At 70.0% G+C, this 22719-nt stretch carries 21 protein-coding genes; 8 read left to right on the top strand and 13 right to left on the bottom strand.

Features of this window, described 5'->3' with window-relative positions:
* On the top strand, positions 1–407 hold a 407-nt coding region (locus tag CED_RS17420), incomplete at its 5' end, for a PP2C family protein-serine/threonine phosphatase (protein WP_035912374.1).
* Here CED_RS17420 and CED_RS17425 read toward each other — a convergent pair.
* Positions 394–1608 (bottom strand): beta-ketoacyl synthase, encoded by a 1215-nt coding sequence (locus CED_RS17425; RefSeq protein WP_035912376.1) that lies wholly within the window; start codon positions 1606–1608, stop codon positions 394–396. The two genes, CED_RS17420 and CED_RS17425, sit on opposite strands and share 14 nt — an antisense overlap.
* Before the next feature lie 445 nt (positions 1609–2053).
* Positions 2054–3052: an adenosyl-hopene transferase HpnH gene (hpnH, locus tag CED_RS17430; protein ID WP_011436992.1), complete on the bottom strand. Its 999-nt coding sequence runs from the start codon at positions 3050–3052 to the stop codon at positions 2054–2056.
* Positions 3053–3526: 474 nt separating this feature from the next.
* On the opposite strand from hpnH, the gene CED_RS17435 reads away from it, so the two are divergent.
* The 6 genes from CED_RS17435 (at position 3527) to CED_RS17455 (ending at position 12169) form a co-directional block, all read left to right on the top strand.
* Positions 3527–4192, top strand: a complete 666-nt coding sequence (locus CED_RS17435; RefSeq protein ID WP_011436991.1) for a TetR family transcriptional regulator — start codon at positions 3527–3529, stop codon at positions 4190–4192.
* Between the two features lie 316 nt (positions 4193–4508).
* Positions 4509–4691, top strand: a complete 183-nt coding sequence (locus CED_RS22935; protein ID WP_023841952.1) for a keywimysin-related RiPP — start codon at positions 4509–4511, stop codon at positions 4689–4691.
* 271 nt (positions 4692–4962) lie between these two features.
* Positions 4963–6177: an FAD-dependent monooxygenase gene (locus CED_RS17440; protein WP_011436989.1), complete on the top strand. Its 1215-nt coding sequence runs from the start codon at positions 4963–4965 to the stop codon at positions 6175–6177.
* Between the two features lie 591 nt (positions 6178–6768).
* Complete coding sequence (locus CED_RS17445; protein WP_035912378.1) at positions 6769–8139, top strand: Dyp-type peroxidase; 1371 nt, start codon at positions 6769–6771, stop codon at positions 8137–8139.
* Positions 8140–8527: 388 nt separating this feature from the next.
* Complete coding sequence (locus tag CED_RS17450; RefSeq protein WP_035734298.1) at positions 8528–10228, top strand: metallophosphoesterase family protein; 1701 nt, start codon at positions 8528–8530, stop codon at positions 10226–10228.
* Between the two features lie 399 nt (positions 10229–10627).
* A complete protein-coding gene (locus CED_RS17455; protein ID WP_051868889.1) occupies positions 10628–12169 on the top strand; it encodes an alpha/beta hydrolase domain-containing protein in 1542 nt (513 codons plus the stop codon).
* A gap of 79 nt (positions 12170–12248) precedes the next feature.
* On the opposite strand, the gene CED_RS17460 is transcribed toward CED_RS17455, so the two are convergent.
* The 6 genes from CED_RS17460 to nhaA form a co-directional block, all read right to left on the bottom strand.
* Entirely contained in the window at positions 12249–12533 is a 285-nt protein-coding gene (locus CED_RS17460) for a ferredoxin (RefSeq protein WP_011436985.1), read from the bottom strand.
* Positions 12534–12590: 57 nt separating this feature from the next.
* On the bottom strand, positions 12591–14123 hold the full coding sequence (locus CED_RS17465; protein WP_035912381.1) for an NADH-ubiquinone oxidoreductase-F iron-sulfur binding region domain-containing protein: 1533 nt from the start codon (positions 14121–14123) through the stop codon (positions 12591–12593).
* Positions 14120–14731 carry a ferric reductase-like transmembrane domain-containing protein gene (locus CED_RS17470; protein WP_011436983.1) on the bottom strand — a complete coding sequence of 204 codons (612 nt, stop codon included), beginning with the start codon at positions 14729–14731 and terminating at the stop codon, positions 14120–14122. Before CED_RS17470 ends, CED_RS17465 begins: the two co-directional genes overlap by 4 nt.
* Positions 14728–15780: an FAD:protein FMN transferase gene (locus CED_RS17475; protein ID WP_011436982.1), complete on the bottom strand. Its 1053-nt coding sequence runs from the start codon at positions 15778–15780 to the stop codon at positions 14728–14730. Before CED_RS17475 ends, CED_RS17470 begins: the two co-directional genes overlap by 4 nt.
* A gap of 1 nt (position 15781) precedes the next feature.
* Positions 15782–16063: a hypothetical protein gene (locus tag CED_RS17480; RefSeq protein WP_011436981.1), complete on the bottom strand. Its 282-nt coding sequence runs from the start codon at positions 16061–16063 to the stop codon at positions 15782–15784.
* A gap of 172 nt (positions 16064–16235) precedes the next feature.
* Positions 16236–17564, bottom strand: coding sequence for a Na+/H+ antiporter NhaA (gene nhaA, locus CED_RS17485; protein WP_035912424.1), 1329 nt, complete (start codon positions 17562–17564; stop codon positions 16236–16238).
* 89 nt (positions 17565–17653) lie between these two features.
* Here nhaA and CED_RS17490 point away from each other — a divergent pair, with 89 nt between their 5' ends.
* Positions 17654–18052, top strand: coding sequence for a hypothetical protein (locus CED_RS17490; RefSeq protein ID WP_011436979.1), 399 nt, complete (start codon positions 17654–17656; stop codon positions 18050–18052).
* Between the two features lie 124 nt (positions 18053–18176).
* Here the strand turns inward: CED_RS17490 and CED_RS17495 are convergent, their stop codons facing one another.
* The 5 genes from CED_RS17495 to CED_RS17515 all read right to left on the bottom strand — a co-directional run bounded on the left by CED_RS17495 (position 18177) and on the right by CED_RS17515 (position 21199).
* Positions 18177–18536 carry a group 1 truncated hemoglobin gene (locus tag CED_RS17495; protein ID WP_011436978.1) on the bottom strand — a complete coding sequence of 120 codons (360 nt, stop codon included), beginning with the start codon at positions 18534–18536 and terminating at the stop codon, positions 18177–18179.
* A gap of 390 nt (positions 18537–18926) precedes the next feature.
* Positions 18927–19148, bottom strand: coding sequence for a YncE family protein (locus tag CED_RS17500; protein WP_035912386.1), 222 nt, complete (start codon positions 19146–19148; stop codon positions 18927–18929).
* Between the two features lie 152 nt (positions 19149–19300).
* Positions 19301–19954, bottom strand: a complete 654-nt coding sequence (locus CED_RS17505) for a hypothetical protein (protein WP_035912389.1) — start codon at positions 19952–19954, stop codon at positions 19301–19303.
* 97 nt (positions 19955–20051) lie between these two features.
* Positions 20052–20372 (bottom strand): hypothetical protein, encoded by a 321-nt coding sequence (locus tag CED_RS17510; RefSeq protein WP_035912391.1) that lies wholly within the window; start codon positions 20370–20372, stop codon positions 20052–20054.
* Between the two features lie 116 nt (positions 20373–20488).
* Positions 20489–21199, bottom strand: a complete 711-nt coding sequence (locus CED_RS17515) for a hypothetical protein (RefSeq protein ID WP_011436975.1) — start codon at positions 21197–21199, stop codon at positions 20489–20491.
* Positions 21200–22719 lie beyond the last annotated feature (1520 nt).

The following is a 22719-nucleotide window of genomic DNA, read 5'->3' on the forward strand; positions in this document are numbered from 1 at the left end:
ACGTCATCCAGGACCCGGCCACCAGCACCCTGACCGTGGCCAACGGCGGCCACCTCCCCCCCGCCCTGCGCCACCCCGACGGCACCGCCGACCTCCTCGACGACCCCCACGGGATCATCCTCGGCGTCACCGAACAGACCTTCACCGAAACCCGCCACCGCTTCCCCCCCGGCTCCACCCTCGCCCTCTACACCGACGGCCTCGTCGAATCCCCCACCGTCGACATCGGCGAGGGCTGCCGACGCCTGCTGCGCATCCTCACCGAAACAGCCGACCTGCCCACCACCGCGGACCGGCTACTGACCCTCCTCAACCGCAACGACGGCAACGACGGCTACGACGACGACGTCACCCTCCTCCTCGCCCACGCCCGGCGGGGTCGGTGCGGCCGGTTCAGGGGGCGGTGAATGCCAGGGAGACGTTGTGCCCACCGAAGCCGAAGGCGTTGGCCACGGCGGCGCGGACGGTCTCGTGGCGGGCCGGTCCGGACACGACGTCGAGCTTGATCGTCGGGTCGAGCCGGTCAAGGTTGCGCACCGGGGGTATGACGCCGTCGCGGATGCTGAGCACCGTGGCGATGGCGCCCACCGCGCCGGCGGCGCCGAGCATGTGCCCGGTCATCGACTTGGTGGCCGTGACCGCCGGATGGGTGCCGATTGTCTGAGTGATCGCCTCGGCCTCCAGGGGGTCGCCGNCGGGGGTAGAGGTGGCGTGGGCGTGTACGAGGTCGATATCGGTGGGGGTGAGGCCGGCGCCGGCCAGTGCGGCCTCGATGGCCCTGCGCTGCCCGGCGGGGTCGGCGGTGACGATGTCGAGGGCGTCGGAGTTGGTGGCCGCGCCGGCGGCGACGGCGTACACGCGGGCGCCGCGGGCGGCGGCGAACCCGGCCCGTTCCAGGACCAGCAGGCCGGCGCCCTCGCCGAGCACGAAGCCGTCACGGTCGGCGTCGAAGGGCCGGGAGGCGGCTGCCGGGTCGCCGTGCCGGGTCGAGAGGGCCTTCATCTGCGCGAACGCCGCCAGCGGCAGCGTGTCGACCGGCGCCTCGACGCCGCCGGCGACCACGACGTCGGCCAGCCCGTGTTGGATCATCTCCATACCGGTGGCGATCGCCTCGGCGCCGGACGCGCAGGCGCTGACCGGGGTGCGGGCGCCGGCCTTCGCGCCGAGGTCGATGCTCACCCACGCCGCCGGGCCGTTGGGCATTAGCATGATCACCGTGTGAGGGGACATCCGGCGCGCACCGGCCTGCTCCAGGATGNGGTGCNGGCCCNGGGTGGACTGCNCCCCGCCGTAACCGGTGCCGATGACGACCGCGAGCCGCTCGGGAGCGACCTCGGGGGATCCCGCGTCCGCCCATGCCTGCCGGGCGGTGACGATCGCCATCTGTTCACCGCGGTCGAGCTTGCGGCTGTCCTTGCGCGGCAGTGTTGCCGCGGGGTCGACGGGCAGCTGTGCGGCGAGTCGGACCGGCAGCTCCCGCGCCCATTCGTCTTCGATCACCGCGACACCCGAGGCACCCGCGACCAGCCCGTCCCAGGTGGCGGCGAGGTCGCCGCCGAGTGGAGTCATCGCACCGAGACCCGTTACCACGATCTTGTCGTAAACCACTAACTACCCCTTCCCGTCACGATGAGGGCGGAACGCCCGAAAGGCGGTTCCGATCCTCGCTCCGGGTCACCTTCCCAGCTCGGGGCGCGGTCTGGACAGCTCCGTCGCTACCGATGTCGGCGGTCAGGTGTTGTGGGACCCCTACAAAGACCCGCGAGCCCTACGAGGGCGAGACGGGCGCCGCCGCGGCCCACGACGTCGGACCGGCGAGGGGACGGTGGGTGAGCGTCGGGGCGCCAGTGGTCATAATTNGATCATAATGCGGTTTCGGGTCGGATCCCGCTTATGCCGCCCTTCCCGGCACATCTGAGCCGGGTGTCTGGTGGTGGAGGACCTCGGTGCGGCGGCCGTCGCCCTCCGCCCGGAGGATGTGGACGCCGGCACCGAGGTCGTTTCCCGGGGCTGGCCGGTGTTCCCGGACTGGCCGGTGGTCCGGGGGCCGGTCTCAGCGGGCCGCGCGGATGGATTCCCGCAGGGAGGACAGGGTCGCCGCGAGGGCGGTCGGTTCGTAGCCGCAGTGTGCCATGCAGTTCGCGCAGCGTGGGTCGCGGCCTCGTCCGTAGGCCTCCCAGTCGGTGGTGTCAAGGAGTTCCTGGTAGGTCTTGGCGTAGCCGTCGCCCATCAGATAGCACGGCTTCTGCCAGCCGTACAGGGAGTAGGACGGAATGCCCCAGGCCGTGCACGGGAAGTCGATCTTGCCTTCGAGGAAGTCCAGGAACAGGGGGGAGTGGCTGATCCGCCAGTTCTTGCGGCGGCCGTCGGCGAACGCCTTGCGGAACAGTTCCTGGGTTTCCTTGACCCCGAGGAAGCTGTCCTGGTCGGGGGCTTTCTCGTAGGCGTAGGCGGGGGAGAGCATCATCCCGTCGACGTTGAGGTCGTTGTTGAGGAAGTCCAACACCTCGATCACGGTCTGAGGGGTGTCGGTGTTGAAGAACGTGGTGTTCGTGGTGACGCGGAAGCCGCGGCGCTGCGCCTCTTTGATGTTGTCCACGGCCTGGGCGAACACGCCCGGCTTGGCCACGGACTTGTCATGGCGTTCCTCGAGGCCGTCGATGTGTACCGCGAAGGACAGGTACGGTGACGGACGCAGCTTGTCGATCTTGCGTGGGATCAGGAGGGCGTTCGTGCACAGGTAGATGAACTTCTTACGTTTCACCAGGCCTGCCACGATGTCCTCGATCTGCGGGTGCATCAGCGGTTCGCCGCCTGCCAGGCACACCACGGGGGCGCCGCACTCGTCGACGGCGGCGAGCGCCTGCTCGACGGGCATGCGCTGTTTCAGCACGTCCGCGGGATGTTGGATCTTGCCGCAGCCCTCACAGGCGAGGTTACATGCGAACAGGGGTTCGAGTTCGAGGGTGATCGGGAACTTGTCCCGTCTGGCGAGTTTCTGTTTGAGGAGATAAGCGCCGATCCTGATTGCCTGGCGCCGCGGAATGGCCATTTTCACCCTCCTGGTGTTGGTCTTCGGTCGCCTGGTGGGTGGAGTCGCGATGCCGCACTGTTCCGGTCAGTGACTGTTCCGGTCAGTGTAGGTGTGTGGTGTTGAGCTGGTGGATTCGGCGTGGGTCGGAGTGGGTGTGGGGTGGAACTGAGGTGGGTGTCCGGTTTGGGCGGGTGGGGGGTGTCGGTGGGTTGGGGGTGATGGGGAGGGCGGTGGTAAGAGCGCGGATTGCGGCGGGGCGACGGCGCCGGAGGNGGCGTGTGGTGTGCCGGGCGGGACGGTCCGGCCGGCCTTCGGCGGGGTGGCCTTGTGGTGGTCTGGACTATCCTGCCGTCTGGCCCTGGGCCAACCACTGCACCCGCCGGATGCGGCAGATATCTCACGCCATCCGGAGAACCATCCGGTAGGATACTCGGTGTGGTCCTGGGCGGCGGGGCCGTTCCCGGGCCATCCCCACGATGCGGAGGCTAGCGCGTGCCCCCCTCGGCGAACACGGGCTCGAAGCGCCCCCGGTCGCGGCGTGCTCGGGGATCCATCAATGCCCCGGGGATTCTGGCGGGCGTCTTCGAGTTTTGTCGGGACACGCCGGTAGATCAGTTGAGCATGCCCCGCCTGGCCGCGTATCTCGACGTCGGTGTCACCAGCATCTACTGGTATTTCAAGAGTAAGCGAGAACTCCTCGATGCCATGGCCGAGGAAGCACTCGTCTCTTTCTATGAGAGCATGCCTGCCCTCCGCGGTGACGCCTGGGAGGACGTGCTCCGCGAGTTCTTCAAAAATTTCTATGCGCTGCTCGCCGTCGACGACCTGAAATGCGACCTGATTGCACGTCGTATCGGTAGTCTGACCTACCAGGAGACCATCACCTCCTGGCCGCGGGCGGCGGAACTGCTGGCTGGGCTGCGGGATGCCGGATTCCCGTCGTCGCTGGCCTGGCACGCTTTCTTCACGCTCTCGACATACACCCGGGGCTTCCTGCTCACCGAGCGGCCGGCTGAGGATCCGGCCGCGGCGGTCCCCGCGGCGGCGCAGCCTTCCGGCGTCACCGTCCCGGAGGATTTCGAGTTCGGGATCACCAACATCATTCTGGGCCTGCGCACCCTGCTGCCCGAGGACGCGCGCGACCGCGACGTCGCCTAACGCTCCCGTCCGGCCCCGCAGGGCGCCTTCGATGCGGCGTGGGACCTTCGCGACGGCTGCCGGCCCGTGAGTCGGGGCTTCGGCCGGCTACGGCGATGATCTTCTTGATCGGCGCCCGTCTCCNCCGCGACTCCCGCCGGTGCCACCGAACCAGTGATGAACCAGCAATGGACAGCAAAGGGGCAGAATCGAAGATGGTTGGTCACAGGCGGTAAGTGGAGGTCGGAGCTGGGACGCCGACGGCAGCCACGGTGTCGTCTTGATCGCCGAGAGTTACATGGATCGAATAAGTCGAAGTCGGACGGAGGAATCCGGCATGAAAGCAACATATGAGGCACCGACGCTCCGGGCCGAGGGCTCGTTCCGGCAGGTCACCGGTTTCTTCGGGGGCTGGGGCTGGGGCTGGGGCCACTGGGGCGGCTGGGGCCACTGGGGTGGCTGGGGTCGTTGGGGTGGCTGGGGTCGTTGGGGTGGCTGGGGTCGTTGGGGTGGCTGGTGATCCCGGCTCCCGACAATCCAGCAACCCGACCAGCAATCTGACGATCGGTCAACCCGACAATCGGGAAATCCGACAATGCGGGGAAACCGGGAAACCCGACAACGCGGGGTAACCCGACAATGCGGGGAAACCGGGCAACCCGACAAGTGGGCACCACGACATCCGCTGGCGGTGCTCCTCTCCGGGGCGACGGTGGTGACGAGCCGGCGAACGGTCGTTGCCACCCGCCGTCCGGGTCACGCCGAGGAGGAACACAGAGGAGGCACCTGCGGTGAGGATCGTCTGTGTGGGGGGCGGACCGGCAGGACTTTACTTCGCTATCTCGGCGAAACGCCGTGACGCCAGCCAGGAGATCATAGTCCTCGAACGCGACCCGCCCGGGGCGACCTACGGCTGGGGGGTCGTGTACTGGGATAACCTTCTGGACGTCCTTTTCCGCAACGACCCAGGCAGCGCTCGTGCCCTGCGGGCTGCGTCCACTCTCTGGCAGGAACAGCGGATCAGTCTGGGCGGATCGTCGGCGGCATATCTCACCGGCTACGGCTTCAGCCTGCAGCGGGCCGCGCTGCTCGAAATCCTCGCCCGGCGGGCTACCGATCTCGGCGTCGAGGTGGAGTACCGGCACGAGGTGGACGACCTGCGCCCGTATGCCGACGCCGATCTCGTCGTGGCGTCCGACGGCGCGAACAGCCGGGTGCGCCAGCTGGCCCAGGACGATTTCGGTACCAAGGTCGAGATCGGCGGTAACCCGTACATCTGGCTCGGCACCGACAAGCGCTTCGACAGCTTCACCTTCGCCTTCGAACGGACCTCCGCGGGATGGATCTGGTTCCACGCCTATCCGTCCAGCGTCGGCGTCAGCACCTGCATCGTGGAATGCTCCCAGCGGACGTGGAAGGGACTCGGCCTTGATCTCCTGAGCGCTGAGGACGCGCCGCGGATGCTGGAAAAGATCTTCTCTGGTCCGTTGGACGGCCATCCGCTGATCAGCCAGTGCCGCGGCCGGGCGGCGCGGTGGCTGCGCTTCGCCGATGTCACCAATCGGAGCTGGTACCACGACAACGTCGTGTTGATCGGTGACGCCGCCCACACCACGCACTTCGCCTTCGGGTCGGGCACGGCGCTCGCGATCGTCGATGCGGTCGCGCTCGCGCAGAGCATGTACGACAGCGGCGGCGATCTGCCGGCCGCGCTGCGAGATTTCGACCGGCGGGGCCGGGCGGCCCTGGGNCCTCTGCAGGCGGCGGCGCGGACGAGCATGGCCTGGTTCGAACGGGTGGACCCATACCTCGATCAGGATCCGGTGTCGTTCGCCTACTCGATGGCGTCGCGCCAGGGCGAACAGCCGCCGTGGCGCTACCCGGTGCACCGTGTCAGCCAGCACCCGGCCGTGCGCAGGGCGCTGCGCGGACTGAACTCGAGTGCACGGTGGGGCTTGGCCCGTCGCCGGGGCGAACCCGTCGCCCGGAGAAGCGCGGAGGGTTAGTCAAGGTCGGCTGGGGCGTTCGCCGAGCGCCCCGCGGTGGTTGACGGCGCCCTCCACGGCAGATCATCTTCCGTGAGCTGCCGAAGATTTCCACCGGAAAGATCNAGAAGAACGTGCTGCGTGGCTGGGGCAGCGACCCGAACCTCTGCGACCGGTGAGATCCGCCGGGCCGGGCATGGTCCCGCGCGTCGGTGACGTCGTCGTTCCCGCACGCTGATCGGTTCCTCGTGTCGCCCGTTGGCAGGCCGTTCGGCATTTCCGCTTCATTCTGTATCTATGTGTAAACGTTCGACGACACGACGTCTCTAGGCCCGGGATGGGCGGCGCTGAGTGCGGTTCGACAGTCACTATGCGGGACATGCACCTCACGGACATCGCGGAACTGCCCTATGATCCATGCGAACACCTCACCGGACGGCTCACCCGGGTGTCCTCCGGTGACAATCGCCGCCCTGACGTCGGCCCGAGGATTGCCGGCCCGAGGATGATGTCGGATCTCACCGCGGCGCCGGTATGGATCCCGTGAGCGACAGGACGGATGGAACCGGTATGGCTGAAACTGGTATGTCCAATAGAGCCGGTAGGGCGGGCGTGTCGGACATTGTGGACGCTGCCGATGTAACGGATGTCGCCGATGCGACGGATGCGGTCCGGGAGAACCGCCCGATCGGTCCCCACCGCCGCAGGGTGCTGCGGGGCGCCGGGCTGCTCGGCTTCGGCGGTGGTGTCGCGATCGGGGGAGGCCTCGGGGGAGTCATGGCCCTCGACGGCGGTGTCGCCGTTGCCGCGGAACGTCCCCAGGAGGACCAGTCGGGCGGGACGGACCGCGTCGCCGCGGTCCGTCGTGAGGCGCTGGCCGGGGNGGTGGGCGACGGCCGTCACCAGCCCGGAATCGCCGACCGCCCTCCCGCGCAGCTCGTCTTCACCGCCTACGACCTGACGACGTCCGGCCCGGCCGCGGTCCGCACATCCCTCGCCGCGGTGCTGCGCACCTGGACGGCCGCCGCCGCGGTGCTGATGCGAGGCGAGCCGCTCGACGGCGCTGAGCGGGACACCCAGGGACTCGGACCGGCGGGGCTGACGATCACCATCGGGCTCGGCGCGNCCGCGCTGCGCCGCGCCGGTCTCGACGCGCAGATACCCGCGGAGTTCGCGGACATTCCCGCGATGCCCGGTGACCAGCTCGATCTGGCGCGCAGTGGCGGGGNTCTCGGCGTGCAGGNCTGCGCCGAGGATCCGATGGTCGCGGTCTCGGCTTCCCGGCAGATGCGTCGTCTCGCCGCTCAGGATGCCAGGCCCCGCTGGATCCAGCGGGGATTCCTTCGTTCCGCGGCGGCCGCGTTCAACCCCGGGTCCACCCCACGCAACCTGATGGGGCAGATCGACGGCACGGACAACCCGGGACCGGGCACGCCGCGGTTCGACCGGGCGGTGTGGGTGTCCAGCGGGCCGGAATGGATGCGGGACGGGTCCTACCTGGTCTGCCGGCGTATCCGCATGCTGCTCGATGCCTGGGCGCGGCTGGACGAGACGGCTCAGAGCGCGGTCATCGGCCGCCGTAAGTCCGACGGTACCGCGCTCTCGGCACCGCCGGTGGGGCAGGGCGGCGCTGAGACCATCCAGCCGGACTTCACTGCCCGCGCCGCCGACGGCAGTCTCGCGATCGCCGGCAACGCCCATGTCCGGCTGTCCCACCCGTCGTTCCACGGTGGGATCGCCATGCTTCGTCGCGGCTACTCCTATGACGACGGCCTGGACTCAGCCGGCGAGCCGGACGCCGGCCTGTTCTTCGCGGCCTACCAGGCCGACCCGCGTACGGCGTTCGTCGCGGTGCAGCGGACCCTCGCGGCCGGCGACGCATTGAACACCTTCATCCGGCACACCTCCAGTGCCCTGTTCGCCGTCCCGCCCGCGGCGCCCGCGGGCGGCTTTCTCGCGCAGGGGCTCTTCGGCGCCGGCTGAACGATGCCGGCTGAACGATGCCGGCTGAACGATGCCGGCTGAACGATGCCGGCTGAACGATGCCGGCTGAGCGGCGCTGAGTGCGCCCTGCGTGCGGGTGGCTCCGGCTGACGGAAACGCCAGCCGGAGCCACCCGCGGGAGATACCCGTTCGGGAATACCTGGCGGATGCCCGAGCGGGTACGGCCCAACCATGGGCCGTACCCGCGCACTGGGCACGGCTGCCGGCAGGAATCAGGAACAGGATGATCATAGAGCAGGCTGATGCCCGTCAGCAGGCTGACTCCGCCAGGGCCAGGGAAGTCCTCCCGCGATGTTTACAAATATTTCGGTGGTTCGCCACCGTGTATTTGCAATATTCGACAGGCGACGGGCCTACTTTCAGCGGTATGCCTGTGAGTCCTCCCAGCGAAGTGGTGGCGTCGGGTGTTCCGGCCGGTATGGCCGAGGACATGACAATCGCCGAGCAGTACGAATGGCTCCAGACCTTTCTCCGGCGGCGGCCGGTCAGCCGACGCGGGATTCTGCTCGGCGGTCTGGCTGGTGCCGGCGCGGCGAGCCTGTTCGGCACGCCGTTCGGCCGGGCCGCCTACGCCGCCACGAACGACAGTCCCCTGCTCGTGGGCGGCAGGCACACCGCCTTCGGCGCCGATCCGTCCCGGCAGCTTCGGCTGGCGGCGCAGTTGTCGCGTAACCCGGGCCGCGGCAAGGTTCTGGTCGATATCGGGCCGGGACGCGGTCTCGGCGGCACGGTCGAGGCGGAGATCCGACCGCTGCTGTCCCAGGTCCCCCAGGCCGACGGCTCGATTCTCGCCGTCGAACAGTACTACGTGCACGCGGCGTTCGACAATCTGACGCCGGGCCGGGAATACTACTACCGTTTCCGGATTCCCGGTGGGGAAGCCACCCCCGTGCAGGCGGTCCGCACCGGACACCGGAAGGGACGCCATGGCGGCCCGTTCCGGTTCACGATGATGGGCGACCACGGTTCGAACACCACCCCGCCGGGCGATCCGAAAGGTGTGTTCGATGACAATTACTACAAGGCCGACAACGCCCCGATGGTCGCCCACGCGTCGGCTGTCACCGCGGCCATCGCCCGCCAGGACCCGGTGTTCCACCTGCTCGCCGGGGACATCAGCTACGCGGACCCATCGGGTCAGGGAAGGCCGCCCAAGCGGACGGCCGCCGGCGTATCTCCTACCGGTTTCGACAATTATGACCCGACCGTCTGGGACGTCTACCTGGCCGACATCGAGGTCAGCAGTGCCCGCACGCCGTGGATGTTCGCCACCGGCAACCATGACATGGAGGCGCTCTACTCCCCGCACGGCTACGGCGGCCACCTCGCCCGCCTGGACCTGCCAGGCGGGGGGCCTCAGGGCTGCCCGAGCGTGTACTCCTTCGTCCACGGCAACGTGGCCGTGCTCTCGCTGGACGCCAACGACCTCAGTTATGAGATCAAGGCGAACACCGGATATTCGAACGGTGCGCAGACGTCCTGGGTCGAGAGCACGCTGAAGGGCTACCGGAACGACCCGGATATCGATTTCATCGTCTGTTTCTTCCACCACTGCGCCTATTCGACGACCGCGCAGCACGCCAGCGACGGCGGCGTCCGCGGCGCCTGGGCGCCGTTGTTCGACTGTTACCAGGTCGACCTCGTGCTGCAGGGTCACAACCACCTGTACGAGCGCACCGACCCGATCCGCGCGAACGCACCGACCCGCGAGGCGCCCGACGGCTCGACGATCGAACCCGCGAAGGACGGCACCACCTACATCGTCGCGGGCAGCGCGGGACGGCCCCGCTACCAGTTCCAGACCGGTGAGCCGGAGTCCTACCGAGGAAAAATCGTACCGGGCTCGAACGTTGTGCCGAACAGCTATGTCTGGCAGGCCGACGGGACGAAGGCACCGGAGTCCATCAACTGGTCGCGGACCCGTTTCGACGACTACGCCTTCGTGGCTGCCGAGTCCGATCCGGGCCGGCCCGGCGGGTACTCCACCCTGACCATCCGGGGCCTGGACGAGCATGGTCAGGAGTTCGACCGGGTGGTCCTGCGCCGCGCCGTTGCGCACGGCCACTGAGCCGCATCCGCGCACGTGCGGCCCGCCGTCGAGGGACGAGCGGGCCGCACGGCCGGGGCAAAGTGGTCCGACGGGTGGTCCAACGGGTGGTCCAACGAGTGGCCCGATGGCGCCGTACCCGTACCCATTCTCGATGTGCGGTGTGGTCGCGGCATGCCAGGCGCGTCCCGCGGAGTGAAACCGCACACCGGCTCGGAGGTGGCACCTCTCCACGCGGCCTCATCGAGGCCCGCGCGGACCACGAGGCTCCTGACCATCGGATCGTGATTTATGTCCCGGTCACGGGTCAAAAGTCCCCGGAATATGACATCTGAGCAACGGCGGCCATCGGTTCGATGCGCTCGCGTGCGGCACGATGGATCGTGGATCCGTGCGGCGAGCGCGAGAGGAACCGAATCGATGGAGCTGATGGAGATGGCGTCGGTGCGAGTCGACGGGCCGATCGCCGGCCAGGCGAGCCTGATCTCGACGTCTTTCGATCTGGCCTCCATCGGCTATCTGGCGGAGGAGTTCTTCGTGAGCGGAACCGCCGACTCCTATGCCGCGACGGGTCCGATCACCTCTGATGGCAGATGGGACGTGGTGGTCGCCGGTCAGGCGCCGTTTCGGACCCGTCTCATCGTCTACCGGCCTGCCGACCCGACCGCCTTCAACGGCACGGCCGTCGTGGAATGGTTGAACGTCTCTGCCGGAATGGACGCCGCCNCCGCATGGCTCACGACGCATCGGCATCTGCTCCGCGCCGGTTTCGCCTGGGTGGGGGTGTCGGCGCAACGCATCGGCATCGATGGGATCGACACCGCCGAAGGGNCCGGTGTCGAAGCGAGGGCCGTTGCGGACGGCGGTATTGCGGACGGCGGCGATGCGGGCGAAGATGGTGCCGGGGAGCAACGCGGCACCGGTTGGTGGCCGATCGTGCCGTCGCTTAAGAGCGCCGATCCCACCCGTTACGCGATTCTGTCCCATCCCGGTGACGCGTACAGCTTCGACATCTTCCGTCAGGCCGGGGAAACCGTGCGTCGCGGTCTCCTCGATCACCTTCGTCCGGCGCGGATGATCGCCGTGGGCGCATCCCAGGCGGCGTTCTTTCTGGTGACCTATGTAAACACCATCGCGGCGCGGGACGGTGACGGCGGTGACCGCGATAGGAGCCGTGCCGCCGGCGGTGGCCATGGCGGTTTCGACGGTTACCTGATCCAGGGCCGCCCGGGGACCACGGCGTCCCTCGACGGTCGGGGCGGCCCGACCCTGGCCGGGGATGTCCGGCTGCGCACGGACGTCGCGGTGCCCGTGATGGTCGTGCAGAGCGAGACCGACGTCGTCGGCGTGCTTGGCGCCGTGGGCGCCCGCCAACCCGATAGCGACCGGTTTCGGCTCTGGGAGATCGCCGGTGCGGCGCACGTCGACACCTACACGCTCAAGGCTGGTTTCCGGGACGACGGTGCGCTGCCTGCCGCGGAGCTGGTACGCCTTCTGGTGCCCAGCGCCGCCCCTTTCGGCGTCCCGTTCACCGCCGCGATCAACAGCGGACCGCAGCAGCACTATGTCGCCCAGGCCGCGATTGCCGCGCTGGACGACTGGATCCGTTATGGTGTCGCGCCCCCGTCCGCGCCCCACCTGCTAACCGCCGCGACGGATCCAGCGGTACTTCTCCGTGATGCGGACGGCATCGCCCGTGGTGGCGTGCGCACTCCCTGGGTCGACGTTCCCATCGCCGTCCTGTCCGGCCTGGGGCAGAACCCCACCGACGCCTCCGCCATCTTCGGCTCCNCCCGGCCGCTGGATTCCGCCACACTCGCCGCCCGTTACCCCGCCGGCGCCGCGGACTATCGCGCCGCTTTTACCCGGGCCACCGACGACGCGATCGCGACCGGATTCCTGCTCGCCGAGGACCGTGAGGAGATCCTCGCCCTCGCGGCCGCCAGCTACCCAGGCAGGTAGCGGTAGCGCGGCTTTAGCAAAGTGGTAATGCGGCGGTAGCGTAGCGAGCGAGACAGCGGACATCGGCCGCCGGGCCCGGCTACCCCTGTTCCTGGCCGGCGAGCAGGTGTAGCGCGAGCCGGGGACAGGCATCCGCCGCCCGACGAGCATGCTCGATCAGCTCCGTGGAGACGGTGATTTTTCGGGTCGACTGTCCGGTCGTCCCGCGAGCCAGCGGATAACCCGCTGGATCGCGGGTCAGCAGCTCGGGTAGCAGCTCGACACACCAGCCGCGGCCGTCACACGCCGTCCAGTCGATCCACAGCCGGGCCGGGCCGGCTGCCGCGCCGGCGTTTGTGGTGTTCATGGCATCTGTGGTGTTCATGGCATCTGTCTCCCCTGTGGATTCTTCGTCGACGTTGCCTGGTCGGGATGGGTGTGGTCAGGATGCGCACGCCGAGCCGAGGCAGCGGCCCTCGGCGTGCGCCCGGATATCGTCGACGAACGTGCGCAGCGCACTGTGCACGAGGCGGGCCGCGCCGTCCGGGTGGTGGCACGCGCCGCGACCGGCGACCAGGGCGGCGAGGCGCAGCGCCCGGATGGCGGACTGTCCCGGATCGCCAGCCCCCTGCACCGGGCCGCCGGACCCGCCATCCGTTCGGGCCATCCCGGCCACGGCGTCCGCAAGCTGGGGCAGCCCGCTGACGCATGGCCCGCACTGGCCAGCGTTCTGCGCGGCCAGGTACCCGACGATGCGCGCGGTCTCGACGAGCCCACAGCCCCGGGCCGGGAGGACGGCGACCACTCCGGTGCCCGGTGCGGCNCCCCACGGCGCCAGCGCCGCCCGGGACATCGCGATCGTCGCTCCCGGGCCGCCGGGCAGCCACGCACCGCTGTAACCGCCGACCCGGAAGGCCCCGACCTGCTCGGTGAAGCCGCCCGCGAGCTGCGCGAGAGTGCCGAGCGGGGTGCCGAACGGCACCTCGACGACACCGGGCGCGGCGACCGCTCCCGTCACGGTGGCCAGGAACGTGCCCGGTTCCTCGGCGGTCCCGACCGAGCGGAACCAGCTGGCTCCCCACCGGGCGATCAACGCGAGGTGCGCGAGTGTCTCGGCGTTCTGCACCAGGGTNGGACGGCCGTGGAAACCGGCCTCGGCGAGCGGTTGCCAGTGCGCGCGCGGCCGGGCCGCCCCTCCCTCCAGCGCTGCGATGACGGCCGATGCCTCCCCGGCGACGAAGGTCTCCGGCGCCTCCCGGATCTGGACGGTGAACCGGTCCCAGCCCGCGGCCCGCCGTTGGGCCAGCGCCCGCCGGACCGCCGTGACCGCCGGACCGGGTTTGAGATAGACGAAGGCGTCATCGGCCCCGACCGCCTCCGCGGCGAGCTGCAGGCCGTCGAGGACGAGGTGGGGCGCCACGGTGAGCAGGGTGACGTCCTTGGCGCTCTCGGGTTCCCCTTCGGCGGCGTTGGCGACGACCACGGGGTGCGCGCTGCTGCGGTACCGGTCGGCTCGGTGCCCGGCGTTCCGGTGCTGGCTGCCCCGGTGCGTGCTGCCCCGGTGCGCGCTGCCGGAGTGGCTGCCGTCGAGGCAGGTGCCCTCGGCGCTCGCGGCGAGTTTCCGCCAGGTGGGGAAGGCCGCGCCGCCCCGCCCGGTCAGCCCGGAGTCGTGGATCTCCGGAAGTAACCGCCCGGGTCCGCCGCGCCAGGGCAGCGGTCCACACTGTCGGTCGTGCGCGGCGAGGTCGGACGCGGCTGCGGTCAGCAGCCGTCCGGCCGGGACGTGATGCGCGGGGAGGCCGCCCGCGCCGGCCGCGGGCCGTACCGCGTGCATGGCCGCGGGCCAGGGCTCGCGCCCCCACCCGGGCTGGGCCTCAGGGGAGCCGGCGCGGCCGNCGTCGCTGGTGCCGGTGGCGATGCTGGTGCCGGTGGGGATGGACGGTTGGGCCGCTCCGGTGGCAGCGCGGATGGTCATGTCTGCTCCGATCTGGGGGTCATGGTTGTGGGCGCCGCCGGTTGGTGTCGCGGGCTGGGGGGCCGGTGTGGGCGGGGGAGGATCCTGAAGGAGGGGGAGCAGCGCCAGGCCGCGGATCCGGCGACGGCGAGCGCGCAGGCCATCGCGACGGCTCGCAGCCACGGCGTGCCGGCGTCGGTGCCCGAGCCCAGGCCGTGCGAGAGGGCGAGTGGCCAGGCGCCGTAGGCGGCCCAGTGCACTGCCCGCCAGGCGCGCACGCCGAGGCGCCGGCGGAGCAGACTGGTCACGACCACGGCGATGAGAAGGTCGGCGGCGACGGTGCCGAGCCCGACCCACAGCGGTCGGTAGCCGGCGCCGAACGGCAGGACCACATCCGCAATGCCGAGCTTCGCGTACGGGTCGAGCAGCAGCGTGCCGATGTGCATGGCGAGGAGCACGACCGCGAGCAGGCTCGCGCCGCGGTGCACGGCGCCGATCGCGAAACCGGGCAGACCCGCGAGGCCGCGACCCGAGCGGGCCACGATGCCGAGGACGACCGTCAGGGTGAGCAGCAGCAGGCACGTGGTGCCCGTGCCCCGGGCGGCGTACCAGAGGGCTTCGGTGCTCATCGGCCGGAACCTCTCGGCCGTGTCGCCGATCCAGCGGACGTGACTCGGGTTCCATCCTCGGCGGGCGGAGCCGTCTCGGCCCGGTCTACCCGGACCCCGGCCACTCCGGCTCCGGCCACTCCGGCTCCGGCCACCTTGGCCCGGCTCGGGGCGGGCCAGCCAGCGGTCGTGACGATCGAGCCGTCCGTGGCGACGAGCCGTGCCGGCATCCCGAGCCGGCGCAGCCAGCCCACCGCCGCGGAACCACGGACGATCGCGGCGGTGCTCGCCGTGTTCGCGTCGAGGCAGCTCGCGGCCGCCACGGTGGCGGTCCGCCAGACCACCGGCGCGGGCTGGCAGGTGCGCGGATCCAGGATGTGGTGCAGGAGCCGCCCGCCGCGCCGCCACCGCCGCCCGAGGGTGCTGGACGTCGCGACCGCGCTCCCGGCGGCCAGGGTGATGGTGCAGGCGGGCTCGCCCGGGCGGTCCTGGACCCGAATGCGCCAGCCGCCCTCCGGCGCGTTCCCGGCGGTGGCGACATCCCCGCCGAGGCTGACCAGCACGCCGGTGTCGAGCCGTTCGGCGACCAGAGCGGCGCAGCGGTCGGCGGCCTGCGCCTTCGCCGTCGCTCCGAGGTCGAGCCGCGCGTCGTCCGGCAGCGTCAGTGTGTTCCCGGTCAGCCGGATCCGCTGCCAGCCCGGCGCCGGCCGGTGCACCACCCGCAGCCGCGGACCGTCCGACGGCAGCAACGTGATGTCCCGGTCGTAGCCGAGAGCGGCGAGCGGTCCGCCGACGGTCGGGTCTACGTCCCCGTCGGTGCGCCGGGCCGCGAGGAGCGCCGCACCGACGAGGTCTGCCAGTAGCGGGCTGATCCGTTGCGGCGTCCCATCGGCGTGATCGAGCTGGTTGATCTCCGCATCGGCCCGGAAACGACTGGCGACCTCGTCAACGGCCGCGAGATGGTCCACGACGATCTCCCGGGCGGCGGCCAGTGCGCCGGGCTCGGTCACCACGAGCCGGGCGGTCGTGCTCCACACCGACCACTCGACCGCCGCTGCCGCGCCGGGCATCTCAGGAACCACCGGTCGACGCGTGCGTGGGACCGTCGGCGCTCCCCACCGTCGTCCCGCCCGACCAGCCGCCGGACGAGGACGCGCTGTCGGAGGTCGACGATGAGGTGGATCCGTTACCCGAGGTCACCGAGCTGTCGTCCGTCGTCGAGGACCAGGTGGCCGCGGATGCGGAATGCTCATGGGCCAGCACGCCGAAGCCGATGGCTCCGGCGGCCGCGACGGCTGCCAGTCCGGCGGTGACGGGGCCTACCCGTCGGATTCCCTGCTCACGTGTGGCCATGGCCGGTGTCCTCCTACCCTGCCGGCGCTCCGGGAGGAGCCCCGTGACTATGAGGGTGGGAGTCGGTCCTGTGTGTTACCTGTGNGTCACCTGTTCGATTGCCGAGGGCGGAACACCCCACGGGCGTGGGGTGGACTTGATGGTGCTGCACGAGCGGACCGACCGGACCGGATCACCCCCACGGGCGTGGGGAGGACCGGTGCAGGTCTTGGTAGACGTCGGGGATGCCGTCGTGGTCGCGGTCGGCGGTCTCTGCTTCCTGGAGCCGGCGGTAGACGCGATTGCGCAGACGTAGCACGACGGCGGCGAGCAGGGCGGCGAGCAGAGAACCCGTCAGGACAGCGATCTTGACATGGTCGTCACGTGCGCTGCCGCTCCCGAAGGCCAGTTCGCCGATGAGCAGGGAGACGGTGAATCCGATACCGGCCAAGACCGCGAGCCCGAGAACGTCGGTCCAGGTCAACCCGTCGTCGAGGGTGGCGCGAGTGAAGCGTGCTACCAGGAAGGTAGCGGCCATGATCCCCAGAGGCTTGCCGACGACGAGACCGAGCACGACACCGAGGGCCGCCCGGTCGCTCAGCGCCGCGCTCAGTCCGCTCAGGCCATCGACGGTGACTCCGGCGGAGAAGAACGCGAAGATCGGCACCGCCACCCCGGCCGACAGGGGCCGCCAGCGGTGCTCGAAGTGCTCGGCCAGCCCCGGTCCCGCCTCCGGGCCGCCGGCACGGGTACCGCGGAGCACCGGCACGGCAAACCCCAGCAGCACGCCAGCCACGGTGGCGTGCACGCCGGAGGCGTGGACCAGTGTCCAGGTCGCGGCGGCCAAGGGCAGGAGGAGCCACCACGAGCGCACCCGGCGCTGGACCAGCAGAGTGAACAACGCCAGCGGCACCAGCGCGCCCAGCAACGGGAGGATCGACAGGTGGCGGGTGTAGACGACGGCGATGATGACGATGGCGAGCAGGTCATCGACGACCGCGAGGGTGAGCAGGAAGGTCCGCAGACCGGACGGCAGGTGCCGGCNAATGACCGCCAGCACCGCCAGCGCGAAGGCGATGTCGGTGGCGGTCGGGATCGCCCAGCCCGCTGAGGCGTCACCGCCGACGTTGACCAGCGCGTACAGCACGGCCGGAACGGCGACACCCCCGCAGGCGGCCAGGACCGGGACAGCGGCCCGCCGAGGGTCGCGGAGGTCTCCGGCGATGAACTCGCGTTTGAGTTCCAGCCCGGCAACGAAGAAGAAGATCGCTAGCAGGCCGTCGGCGGCCCACTGAGCCAGGGTGAGGTCCAGGTGCGCCCAGGACGGGCCGAGCTGGTAGGACAGCATCGACTGGTACGACTCTGACCACGGCGAGTTCGCCCAGCCCAAGGCCAGGACCGTCGCGGCGAGCAGCAGCCCGCCACCGATGGCCTCCCTGCGTAGGATCTCGGCGATCCGGCGAGCCTCGGGCCACGACCTGCGGTCGAACAGGCTGAACCGGCGAGACGGAACTTGGCCCACGGCGGTGCTCCTCACCAAGGGGTCGGGTCACACGTTGCCGACCAGACTTCCCGGCGCACCGAACCCACCGTAGCCGAGTCGGCGTTAACATGCCCCCCATACCAGCCGAAACGGCTAGGCACACCCGGCACGGGGCCGGCAGGGGACCCACCCACCCCGAAGCACTGCCTCACCACGCCGGCTACAGCCTCGCCGAGCAGGCGGTGATCCCGACGCCGAAGAACGCCCTCCCCCTCGCACGGCTGACCAGCAGCGACCTCGTCGAGGACAAGGTCAGCACCTGTCCCGGCGTCGAATCCGTCCGCGTGGTTTGCTGCTTCGTCGACGCGGACAGCTACCGCTGGCTCGACCGCACCCGACGGCACCCGCTAGCCGAGAAAGGAAGCCGCCGGGACGGCTCGTTCACCACCAACGACGTCCGTGCCATCCTTGCCCACAGCATCCCCGTCGCCGACGGCGATTGGCGTCGACCTCCATCTCTCACATGATGGCGTCCATACCGAACCCGGGCGGTTCGCATTTGCAACTGTGCCCCGCCCGGTTTCTCTCGTTCGAGCCGGGTGCGGCTTCACTAGCCTGGCCGCGCAAGGTCGTGTATGATGTGAGGTATTACTACTTCGATATCGTGACGACGTCGGAACGCAGCGGGGCGAGGGCCGCTCCGATCTGGCCGGTGGTTTCCGTCGGGACACCGAGGCCGGTCAACGCCGCGAGCAGATGGTCCACCACCGCGTCGAAGTGGGCGTCGGTGAGGCCGAGCGTGGCATGTACCGCGGCCATGTCCCGACCCCGGTAGACCTCGGGACCACCGATCACCGCGGCGATGAACGCTCGCTGGTGTTCCTTGAGACGGGGCAGGTCCCGGTTGGCAAAGAGGGGTGCAAGAACGGGATCGGCCGTCACCCGGACGTAGAAATCGTCGACCGCGGCCTGTACGGCCGTCGCGCCGCCGATAGTGTCGTAGATACTCATCAGAGGTCTCGCTTTCGCAGGAGAGGACCGACCGGAGGTCGTTGACCATGTTTGTTACCGTGGCTGCACTGGTACCCGTCCGCCAGGTTCACTGAACCACGGGCACAATTTCCTTGAAAGAGTCTAATGTCCGCGCGGCAGAGAAAGATGGCAGGCGAACGCGGGCCGTCCGGCTCCTTCCGCTCGCGTGTGGGCAGAAGCTTTACCTGTTGAAGGACGGCTAGGAAGGAGCGCTGTCCTCCTCGTCCGGCGCGAGGAAGGCCCTGGCGAAGATCCGCAACACCGAGGACCTGTGGACACAGGTCGTGGCACTACCGTGAACCCCCCGGGTTCGGGGGCCATCGGCACGACGATCACTCTCACGGCGGCGGTCAGCCGGTGACTGGGGCGTCAGCCGGTGACGGCCCCGGTGGCCGTGTCGACGACGGACACGTCGTTCCCACCGAAGTTGGTGACGTAGACACGGCTGCCGTCGGGAGCCACCGCCACTCCGAAGGGGAGCACGCCGACTCCGATGGCGGCGCTCACGACACCCGCGAGCGGGTCGACCACCAGCACCTGCCCAGTTCGGATGCTGGCCACATAGGCGTGGATGGTCATCTCAGCCCGCATCCCGACGGTCGATGGACCACGACCGAGCGTAGTAGCCGGAACGGCAATGGTTGATCAAACCAGCCGATCGTCGATAGCCGATCTTGCTCCATCTCGAATCGGAAAGACCCAGATGGAGAACGCTCCGTATTCCGTATTCCGCGGCGCGGTGGCTACGGGCAGGCCTGGCGCTGCCGGGTGCCGCGGCTGCCCCCCACGAAACTCACGAAGTTCGTGGGGTTCAGCGGCGAACCGAGGCGGTAGCCGCGGTTGAAGCACGAGTAGTTGTGGACGTTGTACGACTGCATGTGCACGTGCTCGCCGGTCCAGCAGCCGGCATCGCGGGGAAGGCCGGTGGCCACCGCGCCGACGGTCGAGTCCCAGCGATTGATCCACTGGCCCACGGCGAGGTTCGCGGCGGGAACGAGGTGTCCGTAGGTGACGGAACCTGTCCGGCGCTCGTTGACGTAGATTCCCACGTTCACAAACTTTCCGCCGCCGCCGTAACGGCAGGCCTCACCGATCTGGTCGACCCGGGTGGCCACCGGGTAGCCGCCGGCCTGGGGCGCCACGAACACCTTCACCGCAGCTCCGGGAGCGGCGGATATGTCGCCGGACCAGTCGCCCTGGTCCTGGTCGTGGAACAGGAAGTGGTGGGTGGCCGGGTCGGAGGTCCAGGNTCCCGCCACCGGGGCACCGACCCAGACCTCCGGATCCGGCGTGGAAGCGGACGCGGCCGACGGGGCGACGAGCGCGACACCGGCGAAGGTCAGTATGCCGACCAGCGCGGCCGCGGCCGAGCGCAGTATTTGCGGAACTGTGCGCATGAGTGAACTCTCTCGCTCGCTGGGAACCGGGTAATTGCCGATGAAAAGCGATGTGAGCTGACCGGGTGGTGCGTCCCGGCGGGTGGTTGCGCCTGGTTCAGCGGTCGTCGGAGGAGGGCGCCACCGGCGGTACGGTGCGGCTGGCGGCGGGCTGGTCCGCCGGAACGCGGCGAAATCCGCCGCGCTGGTCACGTTCGAAACGGACCGTAGGCGGGGGCATCCGACGCGCCAGCCAGACGGCCAGGGTGACCGGCCAGAAGCAGACCAGGACCATGCGTGTCGCGAACCATCCGTACCCTCCTTCCAGCTCGGACGGCCCGAGCTTCCGCATGGTCGGGAGTCCGGCTCGGGCCCGGACGACGGTGGCTCCGACAACAACGCCCACGAACCACAGAAGGAAAACGATGGCGCCGCTCATGATGAATCTCCTGCTTCTTCTTCCGGATGATCTGAAAGGCGAGAGGGTGCCGTCCTCCTGGCCCGGACGGACGGGGCTCGGCGGAGTTGGGCCGGCCCGCTGCGTGGGCTCGCCCATTAGGCGCTCAGCCGGGTGACCAGGGCGACCACGGTTACGGGAAGTCGTCCGATGGCGCTGGCCGCCCGGACGTAGGCGGCGGAGACAACGGTCAGGACGAACGGCGTGACCGGGCTTGCCTGTACGCCGTAGACGTCGACCTGGAAGCCCCGGTGATTCGACCAGTTGTAGGCGCCCACCAGCCCGTAAGCGACCGTGAAGAGAGCCATCAGGACGCCGAAGAGAATCCAGGGCAGCGCGAAGATGACTCCGGCGGTCTCGGCCGAACGCCGGCGCAGGCCGGCAGTCACTGCCACGACCGCGACCGTCAGTGATCCCCACACGTGGTAGGCGTGCACCGAGTCGTTGTGGTTCCAGGACAGGAACGGATGCAGCCGGGGGCCACTGAGGGGGATGTTCGCGAAGATCAGGTAGCTCGCCCCGTAGCCCATCGTGGAGGACAGCGCCACCCAGGCGACCAGCAGCGCCGCAGCGCCGAGGACCGCACCGACTGCGGTCGCCCGGGCTGCCCAGCCGATCTGGAGCAGGCGCCGCACCTGCCCACTCACCCGGCGCAGGCCTCGCCGCCCGGCGTTCGCCGTGGAGATCCACGAGTTCACCAGGAGGTAGAGCTGGAACAGCAGGACGATCAGCGCCGCCGGACCGAAGATCTTTATCAGGTAGGTGAGGGCGAGATCGTCTGGTGTGGGGAGCTGGTGCAGGAGATCCACGGTCCGGATGCCTTTCCTCGCGTCGTGGCGGACCCGACGGGCGGCGGGTCAGGTGACCGTCCGGCCGTTCGGTGACCGGGCGTCGACCGGTCGGTCGGCACCAGGCGGTGCGCCCGCGAAACGTGGGCCGCTGGTTGGGATTGACGGACGGCTGCCTGTGAACACGGCACTCGTCGGCGGCGGCCTGCACCGTGAGCACCGGCGGCGGANGAAAACCCCGGCGTTTTCCCCGCGCTGGTGGGCGGCCGGCCCGGTGCCGCCCTCCACCGTCCGTCAGTGCCTGTGTCAGGGTCGGCACTGGTAACGGCGCCTCACGTCGGGAGATGAGGTCGGCAGCTATGGACGTCGCACGGAGACCTGGGCTCGGCACGGAGACGGGTCCGCTCGCCTGGGACGGGTTTGCCCGCGTGGATTACGTCGACCAGACCCCGGGCCGGCGCGGGCGCGGCCGTCTACAGTTCACCCTGCTGACCGTGGAGCAGACGATGGAGGCGGACGTGCGCCCGGGGCTGCGGGTCGCGTTCGTGGCCGACGATCCGGACGGGCCGCCGGTCTTCATCGGTGTCCGGACCATGGGACGGCGTATCCCTGGGGATCTGCGCGAGCTGCTGGGGGNGAGTGTCGTGTCCGTCGCCGAACAGGTGCTCGCCGGGCCACCGCGCAGCCGGTGGGCCCGGCTGGATCTGCGGGTCCTAGATGCGCTGGCCCTGGCCTGGGCGCCCTACCGGGAACAGGTGCTGGCCTCGCACAGGGCCGCCGCCGGCCAGGAATCGACCGCGACCACAGAGCCGGATGCGGACCTCCCGATCGACGCAGCTGATCGGCGGCCGCGGTCCGGCTCGTGGGACGGCGGGCTGTGGGCGCTGCTCGCGGTGGACGAGCTACGCGATGCCGACGTGGACCTTCCCGGGGCCGCGAGCCTGGGAATGATGGGCGGCAACTCCGGCCTCGGGCCGATGCACGCCACGGACGGGCCCCAGCAGCGCGGGGACGATCCGGCCGAGCCGGGCGGGGCCTCCGATCAGTCGGCGCACCGCGCGGAGGCGGCCCGTGGCCGCTGGGAGATCCCACGCGACCTCGCCGGGCTCGCCGGCATCGAACGCACCCTGGACTGGGAGATCCACGCCGGGGAGGTGCATGTCGTGGCCCGCCGTCGCCCGGAAACCTCCGTCGGCGCCGTCGGCGGCCAAGGGGACTTCGCCGCCTGGCCGAGAACGGTCGAGGTCTCGTTCGACAACGGCAGCGGCATCTGGACGCCGCTTGCGCCGCACCCCGACGGAACGCTGCGGGCCCAGCTCACGATCACCGTCGTCCTGGCGCAGCTGCCCGCTGTCCGGGTCCGGGTGACCGATCCAGATGGCGCAGGGCCGTGACCTGCCCGTCAGGGGCCGCCGGCGGGCACCGGGCCGCCGCGGGCGGCGCCACGCTCCGGCATCGACACGTACGTACGCCGCATCGGCAAGGANCGCGGAGACCATGACTGACCTGCCCGACCGTGCGCAGCTGGAACGCGCCGCGCG

This window comes from Frankia sp. CeD (assembly GCF_000732115.1).
In the GTDB taxonomy this organism is placed as follows: Bacteria; Actinomycetota; Actinomycetes; order Frankiales; family Frankiaceae; genus Frankia; species Frankia casuarinae.